The organism is Pseudomonas sp. GW821-FHT09E04 (assembly GCF_059416185.1).
Genome location: NZ_JBWKOR010000003.1, coordinates 195,984 through 218,696 on the forward strand (window position 1 = coordinate 195,984; position 22,713 = coordinate 218,696).

At 64.2% G+C, this 22,713-nt stretch carries 2 protein-coding genes (1 of these 2 cut by a window edge); both read right to left on the reverse strand.

From position 1 onward, the window contains the following. The gene (locus AC07N4_RS12130) at nucleotides 1-14,649 is read right to left on the reverse strand and encodes an amino acid adenylation domain-containing protein (RefSeq protein ID WP_493066153.1); all 14,649 of its coding nucleotides are present in this window, start codon (nucleotides 14,647-14,649) and stop codon (nucleotides 1-3) included. Further along, nucleotides 14,646-22,713, reverse strand: the end of a protein-coding gene (locus AC07N4_RS12135; RefSeq protein WP_493066152.1) for an amino acid adenylation domain-containing protein. 8,201 nt of this gene lie beyond the right edge of the window; the window shows 8,068 of its 16,269 coding nt (coding positions 8,202-16,269); the start codon falls outside the window, past its right edge; the stop codon is at nucleotides 14,646-14,648. The genes AC07N4_RS12130 and AC07N4_RS12135 overlap by 4 nt, the downstream gene beginning before the upstream one ends.

The window sequence follows — 22,713 nt, forward strand, 5'->3', positions numbered from 1 at the left end:
TCAGGACAACACTTGGCCAGCCGCCACCGTCAACCCGTCATGCCACCACGCCGCGAGACTGAAGACGTTGGGTGCCTTGAGAATCGTGAAGTGGTTGCCAGGGCCGTACCACACCGCCAGATCCCTGGCCTCGCGCTGCCAGCCTTCGAGCATTGCAACCTGTTCGCGCTGGTTGCCCGAGGCGTCCAGCGTCGGGTCGTCCACCAGCGCCAGGCGCACCGGCCCGGTGTAGGCCAGAGCCGGTCGATAGACCGTGCGCAGCGCGGTGGCGAACGTGCGCACCGGGCCCTGCATCGCATCGGTTGACGCACGTTCAGACAGCACACCCGCGTGCACCATCCCGTCATGCAGCAGGCGCATTTGCGTGGTGTCGTCAGCTTCGGCGAAGGCCAGCGCATCAATGCCCAAAGACTTGCCGCTGGACAGTTGCAGCGACTCGATCAGTCGCAGCAGCGCTGCAGTGGTGGTGTAAGGCTTGCCCACCACGCTGTTGCCGCCCGGCGATTCGCTGTCGATCAGGGTCAGGGACGCCACCTCGCGCCCCGCAGCCTGCAACTGCGCCGCCATGGCGTACGCCACCCAGCCACCGAACGAATGCCCGATCAGATGCACCGGCCCTTGCGGGTACAGTTGCTCAAGCGCCCGCACGTAAAACGTGGCAGCGCTTTCGACCCGACTGTGCGGCACGGTCGCGCCGTCTAGGCCTCGGGGTTGCAGCCCGTAAATCGGCCACTCCGGCCCCAGCGCCTCGGTCAGATGGATAAACCCGGTGACACTGTCACCAGCCCCCGGCACACAGAAGATCGGCGCGTGCCCGGTGTAGCCGGTCTGGATCGTCAACAACGGCTGATACGCCCGGGATTCGACCGTCGCCGACGCCTGCAACGCCTGGCTGAGCGCCTGACCGAGCACATGCACATGCGGCGCCTGCATCATACTCTGGTGATCGCCCGGCACGTCGATGCAGCGCAGCAGCGTGGCCGGCACCTCGTCCGCCCAGCCCAGGGTCGGATGACGACGAGATAGCTCTGTCGGATGCTCCTGGGCCCGGAACAGATGCAACGGGATGCCCAATGGATTGATCCGGTAATGCGCCAGTGCATGCCCGTGGGCGACCTCGCGGTCGAGGTAATGCCAGAGGTCTTGAGGCGCGGCAGCGGCCATGTCCGGATGCAGCAATTGCTCCTCCCGGCAGCGCTGCAACAGCGACTGGAAGTCAATCTGCTCCAGCTCGGTCTGCAACACCGCCAGATGCGCCAGTGCGGCTTGTCCCGCGTTTCCAAGAGAGGCGCGGTACATCGTGCAGTGCTGCAACAGCTGGCGCTTGTGCGCATGCTCGTCGCTCCAGCGCGCCTTGCCCTGATCGGTCAGGCGCGGCACGAAACTGTCGATCAGGCCAACGAACGCTACCGTCTCATCCATGCCGAGCAACTGCATCGCCACTTCATAGGCCAGCACCCCGCCGAACGACCAGCCGGCCAGGCGATAAGGCCCTTGCGGCTGCACCGAACGGATGATCTCCACCATGCGCGCCGCCAGGCATTCCATGGTGCGCAGCGGTGCCTTGCCGAACGGAATGCCCGGCAGCCCGTAGATCGGGAAATCGCCCTCGATATGCAGGCCCAGCGCCGGGAAGTAAGCGTCCATCCCGCTGAACTCATGCATCAGGAACAACGGTGTGTCTGCGCCACCGGCACGCACCACGACCAGCCCGTCATCTTGCTGTTCAGCGCCTGTGCGCTGGCTGAGCAACGTGCCGAGCGACTCGATGCTGGCGTGCTGGAACAGCTCGGCCAGCGTCACCTCCAGGCCGTTCTGTTGCATCAGGTTGACCAGACGAATCGCCAGCAACGAATGCCCGCCCAGCTCGAAGAAGTTGTCGTGACGACCAACCTGCTCGACCTGCAACACCTCGGCCCACAACTGAGCGAGGGTTTCCTCCTGCGGATTGGCCGGGGCTTCATAGGTACGACTGAGCAGTGCGTCCTGTGCCGGAACTGGCAACGCCTTGCGGTCGACCTTGCCGTTGTTGTTCAGCGGCAACGCGTCGAGCTGCACCCAGGCCGACGGCACCATGTATTCCGGCAGACGTGCTTGCAATTGACCGCGCAGGCTGGCGCTGTTGATGCCCTCTTCAGCTGTGAAGTACGCGACTAGACGCAGCGGTTCCTGGCCGTCCTGACGGGCCAATACGATGGCCTCCTTCACTCCTTCACAGTTCAGCAGGCGGTTTTCGATTTCCCCCAGTTCGATGCGGAAGCCACGAATCTTCACCTGATCGTCGTTACGACCGATGCATTCCAGTTGCCCCGGTGCGAGCCAGCGTGCGAGGTCGCCGGTGCGGTACAGCAACGCGCCCGGTTGATCGCCGAACGGGTCTTGCAGGAATTTCTCGGCGGTCAGGTCCGGGCGATTGAGGTAACCCAACGCCACGCCTTGCCCGCCGATGTACAACTCGCCGGTGACGCCCATCGGTACCGGTTGCTGGCGGGCATCGAGTACATAGACCTGGGTGTTGGAGATCGGGCCGCCAATCGGCACGCTGTCGGCAGTTTCTGCCACTTCGCGGACTTCAAAAGTAGTCGCGTAGGTGGTGGTTTCGGTCGGGCCGTAGCAGTGAACGATACGCAGGCTTGGCGCCTCGGCCAGCAAGCGGCGGAAGGCGGCCGGGTCAGCGCGTTCGCCACCGCAGAGCACGATGCGCAATCCTTTGAGGACTTCGGGAATCAACTGCACGTACTGGTTGAACAGCGCGGTGGTGACGAACAGGATCGTGACGCCGGTGTTGGCCAGCTCACGTCCGAACGCGAGTGGATCGAGCAAGGTCGCGTGATCAATCACTACTACGCGCCCACCGTTGAGCAGCGGCCCCCAGACGTCCATGGTGCTGGCATCGAATGCCGGGTTGGAGGCAAACGCCACACGGTCCTGCGGATTGAAATCGGCGTAGCCGTTGTTGATCACCAGTCGACCGATCGCCCGGTGCGGCACCATCACTCCTTTCGGCGTGCCGGTGGAGCCGGAGGTGTACATGATGTAGGCCAGCGATTCCGAGGACTGCGGCAGATCCGGGTTGTTCGTCGGTTGCGCATCAAGCTTCAGCACATCCAGATCGATCCGGCGCACTGCGTAATCAACCGTTTCAGTGCTGAAGGTCAACAGCGCTTTCGCCCCGCAGTCCTCGACCATGAACGCCTGACGCTCGGCCGGCGCGTTGATGTCCAGCGGCACATACGCCGCCGCGCACTTGCCGATGGCCAGTTGCGCGATCAGCAGATCCAGCGAGCGTGGCAGCAGGATCGCCACGTGATCGCCCGGTTGCACACTTTGGCCGATCAAGTGATGGGCCAGGCGATTGGCCCGCTCATTCAACTCAAAGTAGCTCAGCGATAGCGCACCATGCACGGCTGCCACCACTTGCGGATGCTTCGTCACCTGCTGTTCGAACAGACGATGAACCGTCAACGTCGCCGGGTAATCCCGTTGAGTGGCGTTGAACTCGACCAGCAGTTGCCGCCGCTCATCCCGCGGCAGGATCGACAACTGATCGATGCCCAGTTGCGGCGTCCGCTCCAGCGCCTGCAACAAGCTGTCGACCGCAAGATCCATGTAGTCGCAGATCCGCTCGGCGTCGATCCCGGACATGGTCAACGCAGTCAGGCTGAAGTCTTCGCCCAGGTCATCGACGCTCAGGCTCAGGCGGTAGTTGCTGTGTTCTTCGGCATCGAGCAACTGCATGCCCTGCCATGCCGCCACGACTTCGTCGGACGGCGTGCCCCCGCCGCCACTGTGGCGGTAATTGAACAACGCATTGAACAGCGGCGACCCCGGGGCCATGGCGCTGCAACGTTGCACCAGCGCCAGCGGCGCGTGTTCGTGATGCAGCAAGCGGTTCAAGCGCTGATGGGTTGCCAGCGCCGCTTCTTTCACCGATTGCCCGTCCAGATCGATGCGCAGCGGCAGCGTGTTGATGAACACGCCCAGCGCCCGTTCGGCACCTTCACCGCCGTGCAACCGGCCGAGCATGACGGTGCCGAACACCACGTTTTCACGCCCCGACAGTTGCCCCAGCACGCTGGCCCAGGCCAGGTGCATCAGGCTGGCGGCGCTGATGCCCAGGCGCCTGGCCTTGGCCCTGACCCGCTGGCTCAGCGCAGTGTTCAGCAGCCGCTGCGCATGCCCGTTACCGCTGTCCGCGACAGAACTCTGGCCATACGGCAGGGTCGGTTCGTCGATATCGCCGAGCATGTCACGGAAGAACGTCTCATGTTCCTCTTCGCTCAGCCCCGAGCGAGTACGGGCGACATAGGTGCGATAAGGCACCGGTTCGGCCAGTTGCCGCACCTGGCCGAGCAGGACTGCCTGCATCTCGTGGCGCAGAACCTCGAGCGCAATGTGGTCCATGACCAGGTGATGGAACAGCAGCAGCGCCACCACGCGCCGATTGACCGCGTCCCAGCCGTGCACCACTCGCATCAATGGCGCCTGTGTGACGGCCATGCGGTATTGCCGGGTATCGAACCGACTGCGCAACTGATCGAGTGCATCAGTTTCGCCAGCATCCAGCTCCACCGTTTCACACACCAGCGACGCCTGACGCCAGACCACTTGCACCGGCTCTTGCAGACCGTCCCAGAACAGCGACGTGCGCAGGATGTCATGGCGCTCGATCACGGCCTGCAAGGCTTCGGCGAACACCCTCAGGCGTGATTCATTGGCAAAGGCGAACTGCGCCTGCAACACATACGGATCGCCCTGGGGTGCCGACAAGTGATGGAACAGAATGCCGGCCTGCAACGGCGCCAACGGATAAATGTCCTGCACGTTCGCTGCGCCGCCGGGAATGCTGGCGACAATGCGGTCGATGGCGGGCTGATCCAGTGCAACCAGTGGCAGCATGTCCGGGGTGATGTGTTTGCAGTCCGGTGCAATCCGGTTGGCCGGGATTTCGCTCTCCGTCTCATCGCCGACCGCGGCGGCCAGTGCGGCGAGCGTCGGCTGGCTGAACAGCACACGCACATCAGCCGTCAGCCCGACGTGGCGCATCCGCGCCACCAGGTTGACTGCCATCAGCGAGTGTCCGCCCAGTTCGAAGAAGTTGTCGTGGCGCCCTACTCGCTCCACCTTGAGCAGTTCGGCCCACAACCCTGCGAGGAGAATTTCCACCTCGCCGACGGGCGCTTCGTACTCGCGAGTGATCACCGAGGCCTGATCCGGCATCGGCAAGGCTTTGCGGTCGAGTTTGCCGTTGGGGCTCAGCGGCAGAGCGTCCAGATGCACGAACACTGCGGGCACCATGTAATCCGGCAGGTGCTCCAGCAGTTGACTGCGCAGCAGGTCGATTTCCAGACGTGCGCCGGTGTAGTAGGCGACAAGGCGCTTGTCTCCCGGCACGTCTTCGCGGGCCAGCACCGCCGCTTCCTGCACACCGCCGATGTCGGTCAGGCGAGACTGGATTTCACCGAGTTCGATGCGCAGGCCACGGATCTTCACCTGATCGTCGTTGCGGCCCAGGTATTCGATGTTGCCATCGGCCAGATAACGGGCGACGTCGCCGGTGCGGTACATCCTGCCGTTCGGCTGGAATGGATCGTTCAGGAAACGCTCGGCGCTCAACTCGGGCCGGTTCAGATAACCGCGAGCCACTTGCACACCCCCGATGTACAACTCGCCGACCACGCCTTGCGGCACCGGTTGCTGCTGGGCATCGAGGATGTACATATGGGTGTTGGCGATCGGTTTGCCGATGGGCGTGTTGTCTGGCGTTAGCTCCAACGGCCCGGCGCAATCCCATGCGGTAACGTCCACTGCCGCTTCGGTCGGGCCGTACAGGTTGTGCAAACCACTGTTCGGCAATTGCTGCTTGAAGCGCCGTACCAGACTGCCCGGCAACGCTTCACCGCTGCACATCACCTGACGCAAACCGTTGCAACGCGCGGTGTCGCCATGGGCGAGGAACACGTCGAGCATCGACGGCACGAAGTGCAGCGTGGTGATGCGTTCGCGCTCGATCACTTCGCTCAGATACAGCGGATCCTTGTGGCCGCCCGGACGCGCCATCACCAGTCGGGCGCCGGTCATCAACGGCCAGAAGAACTCCCAGACCGAGACGTCGAAACTGAACGGGGTTTTCTGCAGCACCACGTCCTCAGCCGTCAGGCGATAAGCGTCCTGCATCCACAGCAAGCGGTTGACCACACCGGAATGCTCGTTGATCACACCTTTCGGCTGACCGGTGGAGCCCGAGGTGTAGATCACGTAGGCGGTGTGTTGCGGGGTCAGTCCATCAACGGAAAGGTTTTCGGCCGACAGCGATTGCCAGGTGTTGCGATCCAGATCGACCACCGGCACCGACACCTCACCCAACAGTTCGCGGCTCGAACCCTGCACCAGCACCGCCAACGGTGCACTGTCCTCCAGCATGTAAGCCAGACGCTCCAGCGGATACGCCGGATCCAGCGGCACATAACCGCCACCGGCCTTCAGAATCGCCAGCAACCCGACCACCATCTCCAGCCCGCGCTCGACGCAGATCGCCACCCGCGCATCCGGGCCAACGCCCAGTCCGCGCAAGTGATGCGCCAAACGGTTGGCCCGAGCGTTCAGCTCGGCATAGCTCAGCCGCTGTTCGCCTGAGAGCACCGCCACAGCCTGCGGCGTGCGCAAGGCCTGCGCCTCGAACAGACCGTGGATGCTCTGCTCCAGATCGTAATCAACGTCAGTGGCATTGAAGTCATGCAGCAAGTGCCGACGCTCATCCTCCGCCAGCACATCGACCTGCTCCAGCAACGCCTGATCGTTGCTGACCATGGCCTGCAGCAGTTGCTGCAAGTAACCGGCATAACGCTGGATCGTCGACTCATCGAACAACGCCGTGGCGTATTCCAGCGAACCCCGGATCACACCTTGGGCTTCGCCCAACGTCAGCGACAGGTCGAACTTGGCGAAGTGGCTCGGCTCGGCCACGCCTTCCAGCGTCAGGTCACCGAGAGCCAGCGTCGCACCGCTGCCACTGTCCCAGCTCAACAATGTCTGGAACAACGGGCTGTGTGACAGGCTGCGCACCGGCCGGGTGATTTCCACCACCTGTTCGAACGGCAGGTCCTGATGGGCCTGCGCCTCAAGCGTGCACGCCTTGACTCGCGCCAGCAACGCTTCGACGCTGAGCGCACCCGAAGTATCGATGCGCAGCGCAAGCGTGTTGACGAACAATCCGATCAGCCCTTCGATTTCCGCCCGGTTGCGGTTGGCGACGGGCGACCCGATCACTACGTCCGATTGGCCGGACAAGCGACCGAGCAACATCGCCCACGCACTCATCACCGCCATGTAAGGCGTCACGCCGTGGCGTTGGCACAGCGCCTTGAGCCCGGCGCTCAAACGCTCATCCAGCCGGATGTCGACACTGCTGCCAGCGTAATCCTGCTGGGCCGGGCGTGGACGGTCGGTCGGCAACATCAGCAAGGCCGGCGCACCGGCCAGGGTCTGCTGCCAGAAATCGCTCTGACGCTGCAAGACTTCACCGCTCAACCAGCGGCGCTGCCACACGGCGTAATCGGTGTATTGCAACGCCAACGGCGGCAGCGGATCGGCCTCGCCATGGCTGAACGCCTGATACAGCGCCATCAATTCGCGGGTCAGGACGCCCATCGACCAGCCATCGGAGATGATGTGGTGCAGGGTCAGCAGCAACACATGATGATCATCGGCGAGTCGCACCAGACGCCCGCGAATCAACGGGTCGTCCTGCAAATCGAACGGCCCCGAGGCTTCACCCTGAATCAGCGCGAGCAAGGCGTCGTCGGCTTGCGGGTGGTGGCGCAAATCTTCGACCCGCAGCAGCACACCGCTGTCGAGCGGCGCGATCAGCACCTGGGCTTCATCGTTGAACTGGGCGAAGCGGCTGCGCAGGGTTTCGTGACGCTCAACGATCCGCGCCAGTGCTCGTTGCAGGGCGGTTTCGTCGAGGCGACCGCGCAGGCGCAGGCCGAGGGGAATGTTGTAGGCGGTGTTGGCGCCTTCCAGTTGCGCCATGAACCACAACCGTTGTTGAGCGAACGACAACGGCAGCGCGCCGTCCCGCGGCGCCGGCATGATCGGCGGTTGCGTGCAGCGCCCGGCCTGGGCCAGCACCTCGGCGACCGCTGACAGTTCGGCATTGGCGAACAGCTCAGCGAGCGTCAGTTCCACCCCCAGCCGCTGGCGCACCTGAGACAGCATGCGCATCGCCAGCAACGAGTGGCCGCCCAGTTCGAAAAAGTGATCCTGACGTCCGACCTGCTCAACTTGCAGCACGTCGGCCCAGATCTGCGCCAGAGTGGTTTCCAGCTCACCTTGCGGTGCTTGGTAGTCGCGGGTGAACAAGGCGCTGCGATCCGGCATTGGCAAGGCCTTGCGGTCGACCTTGCCGTTGGCGGTCAGCGGCAGCGTGTCGAGTCTGACGAAGGCCGCCGGCACCATGTATTCCGGCAACTGGGTCAACAGGTGCGCCCGCAGTTCGGCCACGGCCAACGGCTCGACCTGTGCCTGCTCGGTGAAATACGCCACCAGCCGCACCTGGCCGGGCTCGTCTTCGCGGGCCACCAGCACCGCCTCCTGGATGCCGAGCAACTGATTCAGGCGGGTTTCGATTTCGCCCAGTTCGACACGCACGCCGCGGATTTTCACCTGATCGTCGTTGCGCCCCAGGTACTCGATGGAACCATCGGCGCGCCAGCGCGCCAGGTCACCCGTGCGGTACATCCGGCCGTGGTTGAACGGGTCACGCAGGAAGCGTTCTTCGGTCAGATCCGCACGATTCAGGTAGCCCCGGGCCACACCGGCGCCGCCCACATAAAGCTCACCCGCCACGCCGACAGGTACCGGGCGGTGCTGTTCATCGAGCAGGTACACCGTCGCGTTGGCGATCGGTTTGCCGATGTGCAGCGCCTGCCCCGCTTCGACAATGCCCGAGGTGGCGACCACCGTGGCCTCGGTCGGGCCGTAGTTGTTGACCACATCGAACGACTGCTGACGATTGAACTGACGCAGACGGTCGCCGCCAATCAGCAGCGTGCGCAGGGTCGGATGTTCGAGGTTCTGGCTGAAGGCGTATTCGGCCACCGGTGTCGGCAAGAAGCTCACGTCCAGCGGCTGCGCGCGCCACCAGTCGAGCAACGCATCCACGTCTTCGCTGCCGTCGCGGGCCGGCGCCAGGTGCAGGGTCGCGCCGGCACACAGGGCCGGCCAGACTTCCCAAGCCATGGCGTCGAAGCCGAAACCGGCAAGGCTCGACGTGTGACGCCCGGCGCACAGGTCGAAAGCCTTGCAATGCCAATCGACGAGGTTGCTCAGTGTGTGGTGTTCGACCATCACGCCCTTGGGCAAACCGGTGGAGCCCGAGGTGTAGATGACGTAGGCCAGGTGTTCGCTGGTCATGCCAGGCACCTGCGGATTACCGGTCTCGTTGTCCGGCCAGGTACGCAAATCCAGATCGATCACCGGTACATCAAGCGCCGGCAAGCGTTCACGCAAATCACTCAGGCACAGCACCGCCACGGGCGCACTGTCGCTCAGCAAATAGTGCAAACGCTCCGCCGGGTGCGCCGGATCCACCGGCACATAACCGGCGCCGGCCTTGAGAATGGCCACCAGCCCGACCAGTGTGTCGAGCCCGCGCCGGGCGACGATGGCCACGCGATCATCAGGGCGAACGCCCAGCCCGATCAGGTGATGAGCCAGAGTGTTGGCCTGTCGGTTCAGCTCGCCAAAGGTCAACGCCTGCCCCTGACTGACCGCCGCAACCGCCTCGGGCCGCTCGATCACTTGTGCCTCGAATCGCTGCGCAATGGTCAGCCCCGACACAAACGCCGTGTGCGTGTCGTTGAACGTGACGAGCAACTGTTCACGCTCGTGGGCCTGAACCATATCGAGCTGTTCCAGCTCTGCCTGATCGTTGGAGACCATTGCATGCAGCAGTTGCTGGAAGTAGCCGACATAACGCTGGATCGTCGATTCATCGAACAACGCCGTGGCGTATTCCAGCGCTCCGCGAATTCCGCTGCGGGTTTCACCCAGGGTCAGCGACAGGTCGAACTTGGCAAACTGAGCCGGACCGGCCACGCTTTCCAGCGCCAGATCACCCAGCGCCAGATCCGGCCCCACGCTGTTTTCCCAGCTCAGGGTGGTCTGGAACAACGGACTGTGGGAAAGACTGCGCGCCGGCCGGGTGACTTCCACCACCTGCTCGAAGGGCAGATCCTGATGGGCCTGGGCTTGCAGCGTGCACGCCTTGACCCGGGCCAGCAACGCCTCGACGCTGAGCCCACCGGATGTATCGATCCGCAGGGCCAGGGTATTGATGAACAACCCGATCAGCCCTTCGATTTCCGCCCGACCACGGTTGGCAATCGGCGAACCCACCACCACGTCGGACTGGCCGGACAAGCGACTGAGCAACAACGCCCAGGCGCTCACCATCGTCATGTACATCGTCACGCCGTGCCGCTGGCTCAGCGCCTTGAGTGCGGCGCTCAGCGGTTCGTCCAACCGGAACTCGACGCTGCTGCCAGTGTAATCCTGTTGCGCCGGACGCGGACGGTCGGTCGGCAGCACCAGCAAGGTCGGGGCCCCCGCCAGATTCTGCTGCCAGTAATCGCTCTGACGCTGCAGCACTTCACCGCTCAACCAGCGCCGTTGCCAGGTCGCGTAGTCGGCGTATTGCAGCGCCAATGGCGGCAGCGGATCGGCCTCGCCATGGCTGTAAGCCTGATACAGCGCCATCAGTTCACGGGTCAGCACGCCCATCGACCAGCCATCGGAGATGATGTGGTGCAAGGTCAGCAGCAACACATGGTGATCGTCGGCCAGCCGGACCAGACGTCCGCGAATCAACGGATCGTTCTGCAAATCGAACGGGGTCGAGGCCTGTTCACGGATCAACGCCTGCAAGGCTTCGTCGGCGTGTGGATGCTGACGCAGATCCTCGACCCGCAGCAGCATGCCGCTGTCGACCGGCGCGATCATCACCTGCACCTCATCGTTGTGCGGGACAAAACGGCTGCGCAGGGTTTCGTGGCGGTCGACGATCCGGGCCAGTGCCTGTTGCAGCGCCGCCTCGTCGAGATGGCCGCGCAAACGCAGGCCCAGCGGAATGTTGTAGGCGGTGTTGACCCCTTCCATCCGCGCCAGAAACCACAGTCGTTGCTGGGCAAACGACAGCGGCAGCGCGCCGTCACGAGGCACCGGCAGCATCGCCGGTTGCGAACTGCGCCCGGCCTGAGCCAGCACCTCGGCGACCGCTGACAGCTCGGCATTGGCGAACAACTCGCTCAGGGCCAGCTCGACGCCCAGGCGTTGGCGAACCTGAGACACCATGCGCATCGCCAGCAGCGAGTGGCCACCCAGCTCGAAAAAGTGGTCACGCCGCCCGACACGCTCGACTTGCAGCACTTCACCCCAGATCCGCGCCAACGCGGTTTCCAGTTCGCCTTGCGGTGCTTCGTAATGACGGGTGAACAGCGCCGCGCGGTCCGGCGCCGGCAAGGCTTTACGGTCGACTTTGCCGTTGGCGGTCAGCGGCAGCGCATCCAGTCGCACGAACGCCGACGGCACCATGTACTCGGGCAATTGCGCCAGCAGGCAGGCGCGCAGCTCAGCCACCGGTTGCGGTTCGACCTGAGCCTGTTCGGTGTAATAGGCGACGAGGCGCGGCTGACCGGGTTCATCTTCGCGGGCCAGCAATACCGCTTCCTGGATACCGGGAAGCTGGTTGAGCCGGGTTTCAATCTCGCCCAGTTCAATGCGCACGCCGCGAATTTTCACCTGATCATCGTTGCGTCCCAGGTATTCGAGGGTGCCGTCGTCCTGCCAGCGCGCCAGGTCACCGGTGCGGTACATGCGCCCGCTGTTGAATGGATCGTCGAGAAAGCGTTCGGCCGTCAACTCGGGACGGTTCAGATAACCCCGGGCAACCCCGGCGCCACCGACATACAACTCCCCCGCTACCCCGATGGGCACCGGACGTTGCTGCTCATCCAGCAGATAGACCGTGGCATTGCTCACCGGCCGACCGATGTGCAGCGTCTGCCCGGCCTCGACCTTGCCCGAGGTCGCCACCACCGTGGCTTCAGTCGGGCCGTAGTTGTTGATCACGTCGAAATGCTGGTGACGGCTGAACTGCCGCAAGCGATCCCCGCCGATCAGCAGCGTGCGCAAGGTCGGGTGTTCGAGGTTTTGACTGAAGGCGTATTCGGCCACCGGCGTTGGCAAAAAGCTCACATCCAGCGGCTGCGCGCGCCACCAATCGAGCAAGGCATCGATGTCTTCGTTGCCGTCGCGGGCCGGGGCCAGATGCAGGGTCGCACCGGCACACAGCGCCGGCCAGACTTCCCAGGCCATGGCGTCGAAGCCAAACCCGGCAAGGCTTGAAGTGTGGCGGCCGGCGCACAGATCGAACGCGCCGCAATGCCAGTCGACGAGGTTGGACAGGGTGCGGTGTTCGACCATCACGCCCTTGGGCAGACCGGTCGAGCCCGAGGTGTAGATCACGTAGGCCAGATGCTCTGTGGTCAGCCCCGGCACCTGCGGATCGAGGGCCAGACTCAGTGGCCAGGTACGGCGGTCGAGGTCGATCACCGGGACGTCCAGCGTCGGCAGTCGATCACGCAGATCGCTCTGGGTCAGCACCACCACCGGGGCGCTGTCGCTGAGCAGATAGCTCAAGCGTTCGGCGGGATGCGCCGGGTCAACCGGTACGTAGCCGGCCCCGGCCTTGAGAATCGCCAGCAGCCCGGCCAGCGTATCCAACCCTCGGCGGGCGACGATGGCCACGCGATCATCGGGGCGAACGCCCAGGCTGATCAGATGATGGGCCAGTGCATTGGCGTGCTGGTTCAGCTCGGCATAGGTCACCTGTTCACCGAGGAACACCGCTGCCACCGCTTCCGGCCGCTCGATGACTTGCGCCTCGAAACGCTGATGAATGGTCAGCCCTTGCGGGTAGTCGGCCTGGGTCGCATTGAAGCCGCGCAGGATCTGCTCGCGCTCGGCGTCCGGCAGGATCGGCACCTGGCTGATCGGCGAATCCGGTGCCTGCTCCAGCGCAGACACCAGACCGCTCAGGGCACCGAGCATGTAATCGCATACCCGTTGCGGGTCGACTTCAGTAGTGGCGAGCAGGGTCAGGCTGAAGGCATCACCCAAGTCATCGATACTCAGGGTCAGCGGATAATTGGTGCGCTCTTCCGAGTGCAGGGTGGTGATGCCTTCCCATGCGGACAGGGTTTGTGCACTCGCCGATGCCGCGCCATGGCTGTGGCGGTAATTGAGCAAGGCGCTGAACAGCGGCGTCGGCGCAGCCACGCTGCTGCAGCGCTGGGCCAGCGCCAGCGGCGCGTGTTCATGACGCATCAGCGTGGTCAGGCGCGCGTGGGTCGCCTGCACGGCGTTGCGCACGCTCTGAGTATCGACGTCCACCCGCACCGGCAAGGTGTTGATGAAGATACCCAGCGCCCGGTCGGTGGCCTCGGCACCTTGCAGGCGGCCCATCAACACTGTGCCGAACACCACGCGCTGCTTGCCGGCGAGTGTGGCCAGCACCTGCGCCCAGGCCAGGTGAAACAGACTGGCCGCGCTCACCCCGAGCTGCCGCGCCTGCCCCCGCAAACGCTGCCCCAAGGCCGGTTCGACCGGCACACTCAGCTCGGTGATGCCGTGCCCGTCACCCTGCACATCCTGCAAACCGAACGGCAAGGTCGGCTCGTCGATATCGCCGAGCATGTCGCGAAAGAACGCCTCGTGCTCGGTTTCGCTGACACCCAGCCGCGCCTGTGCCACGTAGTCACGAAACGCGACCGGCCGCCCCAGTAGATTGCCCTGCCCCGTAAGGAACGCGCGCATCTCATGGCGCACCACGTCGAGCGCCGAGTGATCCAGCGCCATGTGATGAAACAGCAGCGTCGCGACCACCCGTTGCCCGGCGTCGTCCCACGCATGGGCCAGACGCATCATCGGCGCCCGGCTCACGTCCATACGGAATTCCCGGGCGTCGAAACGCTCGTGCAAGTACGCCAGCGCATCGCCTTCGGCATCGATCTCTTCCACCGGCAATTCGGCCTGACGCCAGACCATTTGCTGCGGCGTATCCAGCCCCTCCCAGACCACTGCCGTACGGAGGATGTCGTGGCGATCGATCACAGCCTGCAAAGCCTGGACAAAAGCGCTCAAGCGCCCGCGATCGGCAAAGGCGAAATGCGCCTGCATCACATAGGGATCACCCTGCGTGGCGCTGACGTGATGGTAAAGAATGCCTTCCTGCAACGGTGCGAGCGGGTAGATGTCCTGCACATTGGCCGCGCCGCCCGGCACGTCGGCGACCAGACGGTCGATCGCCGCCTGATCGAGTTCGGCCAGGGTCAGCATCGCCGGGGTGATGCGCGTGGTGCCGGGTGCAATGCCATTGGCCGGCACGTCGACCTGACCGCTCTTGGTCGCTGAATATTGCCCGGCCTTGATCAGTTCGATCAGCGCCGGTTTGTGCTCGCGCAACAGCGCCAGCACCGCCGGATCGCTCAGCGCCTGTTTGTTGCCCTGTACGCGCAACTGGTCGTCGGTGACCGCCAACTGGATATCTTTTGCTTTGAGTGTTGCCAACAGTTCGATCACGTTCACAGGACGATCTCCATTCTTTCCGTAATTGCGGCGTAACCGGCCAGGGTCGGTTGCTCGAACAACGCCCTGACTTCGGCTTCCATGCCTTCCTGACGTAACCGGCCGATCAGACTGACCGCCAGCAATGAGTGTCCGCCCAGTTCAAAAAAGTTGTCGTGCCGCCCTACCCGTTCCACGTTGAGCAATTCGGCCCAGAGCCCGGCGAGGAGAATTTCCACTTCGCCCACCGGGGCTTCGTATTCGCGAGTGATCACAGACGCTTGATCGGGTGCCGGCAGTGCCTTGCGGTCGAGTTTGCCGTTGGGGCTCAGTGGCAGCGCATCCAGGTGCACGAATACCGCCGGTACCATGTAATCCGGCAGGTGCTCGAGCAAGTGACCGCGCAGCACGTCGATTTCCAGTCGTGCGCCGGTGTAGTAGGCGACAAGGCGTTTGTCTCCCGGCACATCTTCTCGGGCCAGCACCGCCGCTTCCTGCACGCCACCGATGTCGGTCAGGCGTGACTGGATTTCACCCAGTTCGATGCGCAGGCCACGGATCTTCACCTGATCGTCGTTGCGGCCCAGGTATTCGATGTTGCCGTCAGCCAGATAGCGGGCGACGTCGCCGGTGCGATACATCCGGCCGTTCGGCTGGAATGGATCCTGAAGGAAACGTTCGGCGCTGAGTTCAGGACGGTTCAGGTAACCCCGCGCCACTTGCACGCCGCCGATGTACAGCTCGCCGACCACGCCTTGCGGCACCGGTTGCTGCTGGGCATCGAGGATGTACATGCGGGTGTTGGCGATCGGTTTGCCGATCGGCGTGTTGTCTGGCGTTAGCTCCAACGGCCCGGCGCAATCCCACGCCGTGACGTCCACGGCCGCTTCGGTCGGGCCGTACAGGTTGTGCAAACCACTGTTCGGCAATTGCTGCTTGAAGCGCCGTACCAGACTGCCCGGCAACGCTTCACCGCTGCACATCACCTGACGCAAACCGTTGCAACGTGCGGTGTCACCGTGAGCGAGGAACACGTCGAGCATCGACGGCACGAAGTGCAGCGTGGTGATGCGTTCGCGCTCGATCACTTCGCTCAGATACAGCGGATCCTTGTGGCCGCCCGGACGCGCCATCACCAGTCGGGCGCCGGTCATCAGTGGCCAAAAGAACTCCCAGACCGAGACGTCGAAACTGAACGGGGTTTTCTGCAGCACCACGTCCTCAGCCGTCAGGCGATAGGCGTCCTGCATCCACAGCAGACGGTTGACCACCCCGGAATGCTCGTTGATCACGCCTTTCGGCTGGCCGGTGGAACCGGAGGTGTAAATCACATAAGCCGTGTGCTGCGGGGTCAGTCCATCGACCGAAGGGTTTTCGGACGACTGTGATTGCCAATTCTGGTGATCCAGATCGACCATCGGCACCGCGACCTCACCCAACAACCCGCGAGTCGAACCCTGCACCAGCACCGCCGACGGCGCGCTGTCCTCCAGCATGTAAGACAGACGCTCAAGCGGATACGCCGGATCCAGCGGCACATAACCGCCGCCAGCCTTCAGAATGGCCAGCAGCCCGACCACCATTTCCAGCCCGCGCTCGACGCAGATCGCCACTCGCGAATCCGGGCCAACGCCCAGACCGCGCAAGTGATGCGCCAAACGGTTGGCCCGAGCGTTCAGCTCGGCATAGCTCAGCCGCTGCTCGCCTGAGAGCACCGCCACAGCCTGCGGCGTGCGCAAGACCTGCGCCTCGAACAAACCGTGGATGCTTTGCTGAAGGTCATAACCAACATCAGTAGCGTTGAAATCGAACAACAGCCGCTGCCGCTCTGCTCCCTCAAGAATCAGCAAGCGATTCATTGCCTGCGTCGGTGCCTGTTCCAGCGCCTCCACCAATGCCAACAACGCCGTTTGCATGTAACCGCAAATCCGCTGCGCGCCGATGTCCGTCGGCACCATGGCTATCAGCGAGAAACCGTTGCCCAGGTCATCGACGTTCAGGCTCAGCGGGTAGTTGGTGCGTTCTTCACTGCTCAGGGTCTCGATGCCTTGCCAGGCCTGAATCACGCTGTCCGAATGCTCCGCGCCGTGGCTGTGTCGATAGTTGAGCATCGCGCTGAACAGCGGCGACGGCGCCGCAATCCCGCTGCAACGCTGGGCCAGTGCCAACGAAGCATGCTCATGCCCCAGCAGCGCGGTGAGACGCTGATGCGTCGCCTTGACCGCCTCGTGCACCGGGGTCTCGCCCAGATCGACCCGCAACGGCAAGGTGTTGATGAACATGCCCAGCGCACGGTCGGCGCCCTGGCCGCCCTGCATCCGGCCCATCAACACCGTGCCGAACACCACATTGTCCTGCCCGGAGGTCGCCGCCAATACCTGGGCCCACGCAAGGTGGAACAGGCTGGCCACGCTGATGCCCATCTGCCGCGCCTGACTGCGCAGGCGCAGGTTCAGGCCGTTGTCGAGCGCCTGCTGCACTTCCTCGATGCCGCGTCCGTCGCCGCGTACATCGCGCAAGCTGAACGGCAGGGTCGGCTCGTCGATGTCGCCGAGCATGTCGCGGAAAAATGCCTCATGCTCCTGCTCCGTGACGCCCAGACGCGCCTGCGCCACGTAGTTGCGGTACGGCACCGCCGCCGGCAACGGCTCATCCGCCCCGCGCAGGTACGCCTGCATTTCATGGCGCACCACTTCCAGCGCGGTGTGGTCGAGCACGATGTGATGGAACAGCAGCATCGCCACCACCCGGCCGTGTGCCGGATCGCGGGCGTACACCAGTCGCAGCAACGGTGCCTGGGCGATGTCGAGGCGGTAATGCCGGGCATCGAACCGGGTGTGCAGTTGTTCAAGGATGTCGCCGGCCGCTGGATCGAGTATGGCCTCCTGCACCACCAGTTCAGCCTGGCGCCACACGACCTGCACCGGCACGCTCAAGCCTTCCCACACCACACCCGTGCGCAGAACGTCATGGCGGTCGATGACGTGTTGCAACGCCGCGCGGAAATGCTGCAAACGTTCAAGGCTGTCGAACGCCAGTCGCGATTGCAGCAGGTAGGGATCGCCTTCTCCCGCACTCAAGTGGTGGTAAAGAATGCCTTCCTGCAACGGCGCCAGCGGGTAGATATCCTGCACATTGGCAGCGCCACCCGGCACGCTGGACACCACGCGGTCGATGGCGGCCTGATCCAGTGTCACCAGCGTCAGCATGTCCGGGGTGATGCGGGTGCAATTGGCTGCGATGCGGTTGGCCGGCACTTCGATTTCCCGCCCGCTGCCCACGGCGGCAGCCAGCGCGGCCAGGGTGGGTTGACTGAACAGCACACGCACATCGGTGCTCAGCCCGATCTGGCGCATGCGCTCGATCAGGCTCACCGCCAGCAGCGAGTGACCGCCCAGTTCGAAGAAGTGATCGTGACGTCCGACCCGCTCCACCTTCAGTACCTCGGCCCACAACCGGGCCAGGGCGATTTCGGTCTCACCGACGGGAGGCTCGTATTCACGCACCAGCACCGACTCGGCACCGGGGGCCGGCAGCGCCTTGCGATCCACCTTGCCGTTGGGGCTCAGTGGCAGGCTGTCGAGTGCGACAAAGGCTGACGGCACCATGTAATCGGGCAAGCGTGCGAGCAAGTGTTCGCGCAATGCCTCGATCCCCGGTTGCCCGGCCTCGGCGTGCCAGGTGAAGTACGCCACCAGACGCTCCTCACGCACCAGCACCACGGCTTCACGCAGCGCCGGATGGCTGAGCAGTTGCGCTTCGATTTCACCCAACTCCAGGCGCAAGCCACGCAGTTTGACCTGGAAGTCGTTGCGCCCGATGAATTCGAGCTGGCCATCGGCGCGGTAGCGCACCAGGTCGCCCGTGGCGTACAGCCGATCGCCGGCCACGAACGGGCTCGGGATAAACCGTTCGGCCATCAACTGCGGCAGGCCCAGATAGCCCCGCGCAACCCCGGCACCACCAATGAACAATTGACCGATGACGCCCATCGGTACCGGCCGTTCGGCGGCGTCGAGTACATAGAGACGAGTGTTGATGATCGGCCGTCCGATCGGTAACGCGCTGTCCGGCACCGGCATCCAAGGCTCCAGCGTCCACACCGTGCTGTCGACCGTCGCCTCGGTCGGGCCGTAGACGTTGTGCAAACGCACCTGCGGCAAACGCTCACGAACCAGACGAGCCAGCGCTGGCGTCAGGTCTCCGCCGCCACAGAACACATCAGTGAGGCTGCTGCACTGGCTGACGTCGTCCTGCTCGAGGAACTGTTGCAGCAACACCGGCACGAACTGGATCACGCTGATCCGCTGCTCGCGAATCACCTGCGCCAGATACGCCGGCTCGCGGTGCCCGTCAGGACGCGCCAGCACCAGACGCTGCCCGGCGCTCAACGGCCAGAACAGCTCCCAGACCGAGGCATCGAAACTGAACGGGGTTTTCTGCAACAGGGCGCCGTCCGTCACGGCAGGACACAGCTGCGAACTCCAGTGCAACAGATTGCCCACGCCGCGATGCTCGACCATCACGCCCTTCGGCGCACCGGTCGAACCGGAGGTGTAGATCACGTAGGCCAGGTTCGAAGCGCTCAGGCCCGGCACTTGCGGGTTGTCATCCGGGTTGAACTTCCAGTGATCCTGATCCAGATCGATCACCAGCGCAGTGCTCTCGCCCAGCAACTCACGAGTCGCCCCATGGACCAGCACGGCCACCGGCGCGCTGTCCTTGAGCATGTAATCCAGACGCTCCGCCGGGTATGCCGGGTCCAGCGGCACATAGGCGCCGCCGGCCTTGAGGATGCCGAGCAGACCGACCATCAGTTCCAGCCCGCGCTCGACGCAGATCGCCACCCGCGCATCCGGCCCCACGCCCAGTTCGCGCAGGTGATGGGCCAGACGGTTGGCCTGTGCGTTGAGTTCGGCGTAGGTCAGCCGCTGTTCACCGGCCTGCAACGCAATGGTTTGCGGCGTGCGCTGCACTTGCGCCTCGAACAGCGCGTGAACGGTTTGCTCCAGATCGTCTGCGGTGCCGGTGACGTTGAGGCCGTACAGCACCTGCTGACGCTCTGCGCCTTCAAGGATCGACAAGCGATTCAGCGGCTGATCCGGTGCCTGTTCCAGGGCGTCCGCGAGTTTCTCCAGCGCGGTCTGCATGTAGTCACAGATACGCTGCGAACCGATGTTCGCCGGGGTCATGGCAGTGAGTACGAAACCGTTGCCCAGATCATCGACGCCCAGGCTCAGCGGATAGTTGGTGCGTTCTTCGCTGCTCAGGGTCTCGATGCCTTGCCAGGCCTGACGCACGTTTTGCTGTTGCGCCTCGTCGACGCTGTGGCGGTAGTTGAGCATCGAACTGAACAGTGGCGATGGCGCAGCCACACCGCTGCAACGCTGGGCCAGCGCCAGTGACGCGTGCTCGTGGCCGAGCAGCGCACTGAGACGCGCATGCGTCGCCCGAGCCCCTTCGCGCACCGGGGTTGCCCCCAGATCGACCCGCAGCGGCAAGGTGTTGATGAACATCCCCAACGCCCGGTCGGCCCCCTCGCCGCCCTGCATCCGGCCCATCAGCACCGTGCCGAACACCACGCGTTCCTGTCCGGACGTCGCCGCCAGCACCTGCGCCCAAGCGAGGTGGAACAGGCTGGCCACGCTGATGCCCAGTTGCCGTGCGAGGCTGCGCAGACGCTGACCGGTGGCGGCGGTCAGGGCCTGTTGCGTTTCCTCGATGTCGCGACCGTCACCTTGTACATCCTGCAAGCCGAACGGCAGGGTCGGCTCGTCGATGTCGCCGAGCATGTCGCGGAAGAACGCTTCGTGCTCCTGCTCGCTGACACCCAGCCGCGCCTGGGCCACGTAGTTACGGTAAGGCACGGCCGCGCCCAGCGAGGCTTCGCGCCCTTGCAGGCAGGCGAGCATTTCGTGCTGCACCACGTCCAGCGCGGTGTGATCCATCACCACATGGTGGAACAGCAACATTGCGACCACCCGGTCGTGAGCCGGATCACGGGCATACACCAGACGCAGCAAGGGTGCCTGACTGATGTCGAGGCGGTAGTGACGGGCATCGAAACGCTCGTGCAACTGCTCAAGGATGTCGCCATCCGCCGGATCGAGCACGATCTCCTGCACCGGCAGCTCAACCTGACGCCACACCACTTGCATCGGTTCGGCCAGTTCCTGCCAGATCACCGCCGTGCGCAGGATGTCGTGGCGTGCCATGACCTGACGCAGCGCTGCCGCGAAGCTCTCGATCCGCTCGACGCTGTCGAAGGCCAGCCGCGATTGCAGCAGGTACGGGTCACCCTGTTCGGCGCTCAAGTGGTGATAAAGGATGCCTTCCTGCAACGGCGCCAGCGGATAAATGTCCTGCACGTTCACGGCGCCGCCCGGCACCGTGGCAACGATCCGGTCGATGCTCGGCTGATCCAGTTCGGCCAGGCTCAGCAGGTCCGGAGTGATGTGAGTGCCGCCTACGGGAATGCGATTGGCCGGCACTTCGATTTCGCGACCACTACCCACCGCAGCAGCCAAGGCTGCGAGCGTCGGTTGACTGAACAACACGCGCACGTCGGTATTCAAGCCGATCTGGCGCAGACGTTCGATCAGGCTCACCGCCAGCAGCGAATGGCCGCCCAGTTCGAAGAAGTTGTCGTGGCGACCGACTTTTTCCAGCCTCAGGACATCGGCCCAGATCTGCGCCAACGCAGTCTCCACTGGGCCTTGCGGGGCTTCGTATTCACGGCTGAGCCAGGCGTTCTGATCCGGTTCCGGCAAGGCCTTGCGGTCGAGTTTGCCGTTGGCGGTCAGCGGCAAGGCGTCGAGTCGCACGTAAGCCGCCGGGATCAAGGCTTGCGGCAGAAGCGTTTGCAGATGATTGCGCAGGGCTTCGATATGGGTCGGCGCACGCTCGGTGAACCACACCAGCAACTGCCCGTCGCGAACCAGCGCCACCGCGTCCTGCACCGTCGGATGTCTGGCCAGCGCGGCTTCGATCTCCCCCAGTTCGACCCGCACGCCGCGCAGTTTCACCTGATCGTCGTTGCGGCCCAGGTATTCGATGTTGCCGTCCGCCAACCAGCGTGCGAGGTCACCGGTACGGTACATCCGTGCCTGCGGCTGGTCGCTGAACGGGTCGGCGAGAAAGCGTTCGGCGGTCAGATCGGGACGGTTCAGGTAACCCCGGGCCACACCGGCGCCGGCCACATACAACTCGCCCGTCACGCCCACCGGCACCGGACGTTGCTGGTCATCAAGCAGATAGATGCGAGCGTTGGCCATTGGCCGGCCGATGTGCAGCGGCTGACCGACCTCCACTGGCCCGGAGGTCGCGACCACCGTGGCCTCGGTCGGGCCGTAGTTGTTGATCACTGCGAAGGTTTGCGCATGGTTGAACTGGCGCAGCTTGTCGCCGCCGATCAGCAACGTGCGCAGGGTCGGGTGTTGCAGCTCGCGACTGAAGGCGTATTCGGCCACCGGAGTCGGCAGGAAGCTGACTTGCAACGGCTGCGCTCGCCACCAGTCGAGCAGTTCGTCCAGATGCTCATTGCTCACCGATTCCGGCGGCAGGTGCAGGGTCGCACCGACGCACAGCGCTGGCCAGACTTCCCAGGCCATGGCATCGAAACCGAAACCGGCAACGCTGGCGGTGTGGTTGCCGGCACGCAGGTCGAAGGCTTCGGCGTGCCAGTGCACGAGGTTTTCCAGGGTGGCGTGTTCGACCATCACCCCTTTTGGCTGGCCAGTGGAGCCCGAGGTGTAGATCACGTAGGCCAGGTGCGCCGGAGTCAGGTACGGCAGTTTCGGGTTGCTGTCGGGCAGGTGTTGCCAGGCGTCGCTGTCCAGATCGATCACCGGCATCATGCCCAGCAGCTCCCGGGTCGAAGCCTGTGCGAGCACGGCCACCGGATCGCTGTCCTGCAACAGGTAGGCGATGCGTTCCACCGGATGCGCCGGATCCACCGGTACATAACCGGCGCCGGCCTTGAGAATCGCCAGCAACCCGACCAGCATCTGCGGGCCGCGACGCACGCAGAGCGCAACGCGGTCGTCCGGTTGCACGCCGAGGCCGATCAAATGATGGGCCAGTTGG